The organism is Mesorhizobium sp. M2A.F.Ca.ET.039.01.1.1 (genome assembly GCF_003998035.1).
Taxonomy (GTDB): domain Bacteria; phylum Pseudomonadota; class Alphaproteobacteria; order Rhizobiales; family Rhizobiaceae; genus Mesorhizobium.
The window spans coordinates 1-6,053 of the sequence record NZ_RZRY01000390.1; the positions used below are offsets into that span (position 1 = coordinate 1).

Annotated in this window: 7 protein-coding genes and 1 pseudogene; 3 read left to right on the plus strand and 5 right to left on the minus strand. The window is 65.7% G+C overall.

What is annotated here, in order from left to right:
• Positions 1-202, plus strand: a pseudogene (locus tag EOA24_RS24650) (1-acyl-sn-glycerol-3-phosphate acyltransferase); the annotation flags it as partial.
• Positions 203-206: 4 nt separating this feature from the next.
• On the opposite strand, the gene EOA24_RS24655 reads toward EOA24_RS24650, so the two are convergent.
• The 3 genes from EOA24_RS24655 to EOA24_RS24665 all read right to left on the minus strand — a co-directional run bounded on the left by EOA24_RS24655 (position 207) and on the right by EOA24_RS24665 (position 2,527).
• Entirely contained in the window at positions 207-827 is a 621-nt protein-coding gene (locus EOA24_RS24655) for a LysE family translocator (protein ID WP_126081019.1), read from the minus strand.
• Positions 828-927: 100 nt separating this feature from the next.
• Positions 928-1,875, minus strand: a complete 948-nt coding sequence (locus tag EOA24_RS24660) for an aldo/keto reductase (RefSeq protein ID WP_127252565.1) — start codon at positions 1,873-1,875, stop codon at positions 928-930.
• 115 nt (positions 1,876-1,990) lie between these two features.
• Entirely contained in the window at positions 1,991-2,527 is a 537-nt protein-coding gene (locus EOA24_RS24665; RefSeq protein ID WP_126081017.1) for a gamma-glutamylcyclotransferase, read from the minus strand.
• 117 nt (positions 2,528-2,644) lie between these two features.
• Here EOA24_RS24665 and EOA24_RS24670 point away from each other — a divergent pair, with 117 nt between their 5' ends.
• Together EOA24_RS24670 and EOA24_RS24675 are read left to right on the plus strand one after the other, a co-directional pair.
• On the plus strand, positions 2,645-3,643 hold the full coding sequence (locus EOA24_RS24670; protein WP_126081016.1) for a DUF2125 domain-containing protein: 999 nt from the start codon (positions 2,645-2,647) through the stop codon (positions 3,641-3,643).
• 7 nt (positions 3,644-3,650) lie between these two features.
• On the plus strand, positions 3,651-4,595 hold the full coding sequence (locus EOA24_RS24675) for a sugar kinase (protein WP_126081015.1): 945 nt from the start codon (positions 3,651-3,653) through the stop codon (positions 4,593-4,595).
• A 118-nt stretch (positions 4,596-4,713) separates the two neighbouring features.
• On the opposite strand, the gene EOA24_RS24680 is transcribed toward EOA24_RS24675, so the two are convergent.
• Positions 4,714-5,649 carry a prephenate/arogenate dehydrogenase family protein gene (locus EOA24_RS24680; RefSeq protein WP_189343059.1) on the minus strand — a complete coding sequence of 312 codons (936 nt, stop codon included), beginning with the start codon at positions 5,647-5,649 and terminating at the stop codon, positions 4,714-4,716.
• Between the two features lie 5 nt (positions 5,650-5,654).
• A partial coding sequence (locus EOA24_RS24685) for an aminotransferase class I/II-fold pyridoxal phosphate-dependent enzyme (protein WP_127410149.1) occupies positions 5,655-6,053 on the minus strand: 399 nt, incomplete at its 5' end.

The window sequence follows — 6,053 nt, forward strand, 5'->3', positions numbered from 1 at the left end:
TCCGGGCACCATCAAGGCCCGCTTCCTGCCGCCGATTCCACCAGGGCTCGGCAAGGAGGAATTCATGCAGCGGCTGATCGGCGAGACGGAAGCCGCCTGCGACCAGATGCTTGTCGAGGCCGCGCAGGCGCCGAACCCGCCGCCCATGCCGCCGACGGCGGTCAAGCGCCTAGCGGAACTCGGCGTAACGGCCAGGACCTGATCCGCTACCGCAGCACCGCCAGCAAGGTCGTCAGCACCAGCGTCGCGGCAAACACCAGGTTGATGACCCGCGACGCCAGCGGATGGCGCAGGAACCGTGCGAAGGCCGTTCCTGCGAGCAGCCACACGACGTGGATGGCGACAATCATCGCGGCAAGCACCAGCAGCCTGGTGAAAATGCCGAGCGGATCGGGCTGAGACGCCGCGCCGGCGTACACGGCGCCAATCGCCACATAGGCCTTCGGGTTGGCGGCGGCGAGCGCGAAGCCGCCGAGAAAATCGGGTTTTGTCGCCGTGCTGCCGCGCTCGGCCAATGGCGGCGCCGTCGCTATCTTGAAGGCGAGATAGAGGATGTAGGCGGCCGAAAGGATCGCCAGCACCGGCGCCACTCCCGGTACCGAGGTCAACATGCCGAAAATCCCGGCCGCCACAGCCAGAAGCACGGCGATCGTGCCGAGCACGACGCCCGCGGTGTAACTCAGGGAAGGACTCAGACCGAAAGCCGCGCCGACGGCGGTGACGCTGATCGTCGCCGGTCCCGGACTGCCCATGACGACCGTCGCGGCCAAGACAAGCGCCAGCACTTGCTGCCAGGATTGTGGATCGCCCAGAACACCACCAGCCATGCCGAACCTCCTCCTGCCGCGATGCGCAGGATTTAGGAGGGACCGTCATGGCCGTCTTGGATGATCGTGCGAGTATCGACTGCGCCAAGGCGTGTTGAGATTACGAGCTGGCCCGGTCGAGCGCCGCGACATCGTCGGCCGAAAGCTTGAGCGATGCGGCGCGGATCAGGCTGTCCATCTGGGCCGGCGTCGTGGCGCTGGCGATCGGCGCGGTGATGCCTGGACGCGCGATGATCCAGGCCAGCGCCACTTCCGCCTGCTTGGCCGAATGGCGTTCGGCCACTGCATCGAGCGCGGACAGGATGCGCATGCCGCGCTCGTTGAGGTAGCCGGCCACGCCCTCGCCGCGCGCGCTTTGCCCGAGATCGGGCTTGCTGCGGTATTTCCCGCTCAAAAATCCCTTGGCCAGGCTGAAATAGGTGATGACGCCGATATCCTCAGCCTTGCAGAGATCGAGCAGCGGTCCGTCGAGCGATGAGCGATCGTACAAATTGTATTCAGGCTGCAGGACCTCGTAACGCGGCAGGCTGCGCAGGCTGGCCACGTCGAGCGCCGCGCGCAACTGGCCGGCATCGAGATTGGAGCAGCCCGGATAGCGGATCTTGCCTTTTTCGAGCAGGCGCTGATAGGCGCCGAGCGTTTCCTCGTAAGGCGTGGCCGGGTCCGGCCAGTGCGACAGATAGAGGTCGATGACATCGACCTGCAGCCGTTTGAGCGATGCCTCGACCGCCTTTTCGATATAAGCGGCGGAGAGGTCGCGCTTGCCCTGGCCCATATCCGAGCCGACCTTGGTGATGATGACCACCTTGTCGCGGTTGCCGCGGCTCTTCATCCAATTGCCGATGATGGTTTCCGACTCGCCGCCCTTGTTGCCGGGAACCCAGCGCGAATAGGCATCGGCCGTATCGATGGCGTTCAGGCCGGCTCCGGCGAACCGGTCAAGTAGATCGAAGGAGGTCTTCTCGTCGGCGGTCCAGCCGAAGACGTTGCCGCCCAGGACCAGCGGCGCGATTAAAAGGTCGGTGCGACCGAGACGGCGTTTCTGCAAGACTGATCTCCGTGATGCTGGAACGGGCCTGACGCCCAGGGATGGGATGCCGCTAAGCTAGGTCGTGGCCGGCCGAGGTCAAAGGCATGGTTTGCTTTTTGATCGGACCAGCACTTCACGAAGACGAGACCTGACGGCCCACCTCTTCCAGCCAGTGATCGCGGATGCCGAGCGCCTCGAGATGCTCGAGCGTGCTCAGCACATAATCCTCATTCCGGCCCGACTGGCCGACGGCGCCGCGAACGATCCTTGCCGCGTGATCGGCATCGAGCGCGCCAGCATATTGTTCATGCCGCCGGTCGACGATGTAGGCGACCGCCTCGACCGAAACGCCCTCTCCTTTCCCGTCCCTGCCCAGTCGGACATCGAGCATGCGTTCGAGATAGACGCTGGTCACCAGCTCTCGCTCGCGCAGGTAGGAAAGCACCTCGTCGCGCAGATTGCCGGGGACGCGGTAGGCGAGGCCGATGCAGGAGCCGCCCCGGTCGAGGCCGAGCACCAGACCCGGCCGTGCGCGCGTGCCGCGATGCACGAAGGAATAGACGCAAAGCGAGCGGCGGTAGCCGTAAAGCCGGGCGCGGCGCGTCTCGACATGGGCGAATCCGGGCCGCCAGATCAGCGAGCCATAGCCAAAAACCCAAAAATCGCCCATATCGCCAAGCCTGATCGCATTCGAGTGAACGACACCGCACCGGAGAGTGCTTCTTCTGTCCCCCGCTTGTTTGCGTGAAGCAAACGCCTGCACGCCGGGGTTAACGAGAGCCGCAGCATGACGTCAAGTGACGAGCGATCGCCCAAACCCCGCCGCCGGCTGCTTTGGCTCGCGGCGTTCATCGCCGTGCTATTCGCCTTCTACAGCGGCGGCTGGTTCTATCTCGCCGAAAGGCTCAAGACCGAAGCCGACCAGGCGGTGGCGCGGCTGGGCAGCAAGGGGATCGCCGCCGGCTGCGCCAACCTCACCGTCAGCGGTTTTCCGATGAGCTTCACGGTCTCCTGCGACAACATCGCCTATGAGGACGACGCCCGGAAAGTCGCTGCGTCTACCGGGAGCTTCAACGCCGTCGCCGCGATCACCGGCCCCTTGTCGCCGGTCGCCGATCTGCGCGGGCCGCTGCGCACGATCGCGCCCGGCATGCCGCCGCTCTGGATCGACTGGGACCAGTTGCAGGCCAAGGTCAAAGTGTGGTGGCCGCTGCCGCGCAGTGTCTCGCTGCAGGCTGAGGGCCTGAACGGTCAGACCGACCCCCAGGACGACACGGATCCGATGCAGCTGTTTAGCGCCGGCAAGGCGGCCGGGCAATTGCAGCCGGCCGGCCAGGACATCAACTATGTCGGCAGCTTCGGCGATCTGGAGATCAATGCGGACGCTATCGAGGGACGCGTGCTGCCGGCGCTGGACGGCACCGGCGACGTGACGCTGAAGAACGGCGTGGCGTTGATCTCGGCCCCGCCGAAAAGCCTGCGCGGCCAGTCGATCGACATTACCAAACTCGACCTGTCGTCGGGAACCGCGCGCATCACCGTATCCGGACCGGTCTCCGTCGATGCGGAAGGGCTGGTCGACGGGGACCTGATGATCAAGCTCAAGGACCCGAAAGCGGTGGCGGCCATCCTCGCCGGGGCCGTTCCCGAGCATAAAAGCGAAATCGAGCAGGGTTTTGCCGCCCTGGCCATGCTCGGGAAGGAACCGTCGATGCCGCTGAAGATCGTCAAGGGTAAGGCTTCGCTCGGCTTCATTCCGCTCGGCAAGATCAAGCCGCTCGAGTAACACGACGATGGCGAAGCCGGTCAGACTGCTCAGCGTCGGAGCCTTCACCCTCGACACCATTCTCCGAGTCGAGACGCTGCCCGCGCACCAGGGCAAGTTCATCGCCAGCGACGGCGTCCAGATCGCTTCCGGCATGGCGACGAGCGCCGCCTGCGCCGCGCATCGCCTCGGCGCCGAGGTCTCGCTATGGGCAAGCGCGGGGGACGATCCGGTCGGCGACCAGCTGATCGCCGACATCAAGGCCGAAGGCATCGACTGCAGCCTTATCCGCCGGGTTCCCGGCGCGCGTTCGGCGCTGGCCGCGATCGTGGTCGATGCGTATGGCGAGCGCATCATCGTCCCCTTCTACGACAAGAAGGCGCAGGCCGATCCTGAAACGCTGCCGCTCGCCGACCTCTCCGGCTTCGACGCCGTTCTGGTCGATGTCCGCTGGCCGGGCGCCGCGGCGCTCGCTCTGAGCGCTGCCCGATCGATCGGCCGTCCGGCGATCCTGGATGCCGATACAGCACCCGTCGAGGTGCTGGAGCAGCTTCTGCCGTCGGCCTCGCATATCGTCGCGTCCGAGCCTGCGGCGCGCATCGTCTGCGGCCATGCGCTCGACCCGGAAAGCGCTTGCGCCGACCTCGCCTCGCGCACCGATGCCTTTGTCGCGGTGACCGGCGGCGCCGCTGGAACCTGGTGGCACGACCGGGCGACCGGACGCGTACGCCATGTCGAGGCACCGAAGGTCAAGGCGGTGGATACGCTCGCCGCCGGCGACGTTTTCCACGGCGCCTTTGCCGTCGGCCTCGCCGAGGCCATGCCGATGGAAGAGGCCCTGCGCTTCGCCAGCGCCGCAGCCGCGCTCAAATGCCTGCGCTTCGGCGGCAGGCTGGGCGCGCCGGACAGAGCCGAGACGCTCGCCATGATGGCGGCGCACTGGCCGCCAGTCCGAAGAGGCAAAGGGAGCTGAGATCAGGTCAGGCCGAGTCGAGAATGGTGGCTTCCGAGAACCGGAGCGGAGCGTACTTTAATACGTGAGCACCGGAAGCGCAGGAAGCCGGCATTCGCAGGCCGGCCTCACCTGAATATCAGTTCCCTTTGGGATGCTCGACCGCCTGCCGGCCAAAATCCGGCACATCGATATCCTGGCCGGCCTCGATGATCGAGCGGCGGATGGCGCGCGTGCGGGTGAAGAGATCGAACAGCTTCTCGCCGTCGCCCCAGCGGATCGCCCGCTGCAGCGAGGCCAGATCTTCCGAGAACCGCGCCAGCATCTCCAGGATCGCGTCCTTGTTGTGCAGGCACACGTCCCGCCACATCGTCGGATCGGAGGCAGCAAGGCGGGTGAAATCGCGGAAACCGGAGGCGGAATATTTGATGACCTCGCTCTTGGTCACCGCTTCCAGATCGTCCGCCGTGCCGACGATGTTGTAGGCGATGATATGCGGCAGGTGCGACACGATCGCCAAGGTCATGTCGTGATGCTGCGGGTCCATCGTATCGATGTTGGAGCCGCAGCGCCGCCAGAATTCCGAGAGCGTCTCGAGCGCGGCGGGATCGGTGCCCGGCAGCGGCGTGAAGATGCACCAGCGGTTCTCGAAGAGATCGGCAAAGCCCGCATCGGGTCCGGACTTTTCGGTGCCGGCCAGCGGATGACCGGGAATGAAGTGCACGCCTTCCGGCACGTGCGGCTCGATCTGCGCGATGACGGAAGCCTTGGTCGAGCCGACATCGGTGAGGATGGCGCCCTTCTTCAGCGCCGGCGCGATCTCGGCCGCGACCTCGCCGGACGAGCCGACCGGGACCGAGACGATGATGAGATCGGCATCGCCCACCGCTTCTTTTGCCTCCGTCGTGTAGGAATCGCCAAGGCCCAACTCCTCGGCGCGCTTCAGCGTCGATGCGCTGCGCGTCGCGATGGCGATATGACGCGCCAGGCCTTCACGGCGGATGACGCGGGCGAGCGACGAGCCGATCAGGCCGATGCCGACCAGCGCTATTTTCTCGAACATCGGTGATGCCATGGTGTCTAGCTTTTCAGGAAGGTCTTCAGCGCGTCAATGACGCCGCGGTTGGCTTCCTCGGTGCCGACGCTCATGCGCAGCGCGTTGGGAAAGCCGTAGCCGGTGACGCGGCGCAGGATATAGCCGCGCGCGCTCAGGTAATCGTCCGCGGCCGCCGCCGAATGTTCCTTGTCGTCGGGAAAATGGATCAGCACGAAATTGCCGACGCTGGGCGTGACGCGCAGGCCGAGCCCGGTCAGCTCCGCGCTGAGCCATGTCAGCCATTTCTCGTTATGCGTCACGCTGCGCTCAATATGGGCGCGGTCGCGGATGGAGGCGATGCCAGCCTCGATCGCGGTGGCGTTGACGTTGAAGGGGCCGCGAATACGGTTGATGGCATCGACGATATGCGCCGGCCCGTACAT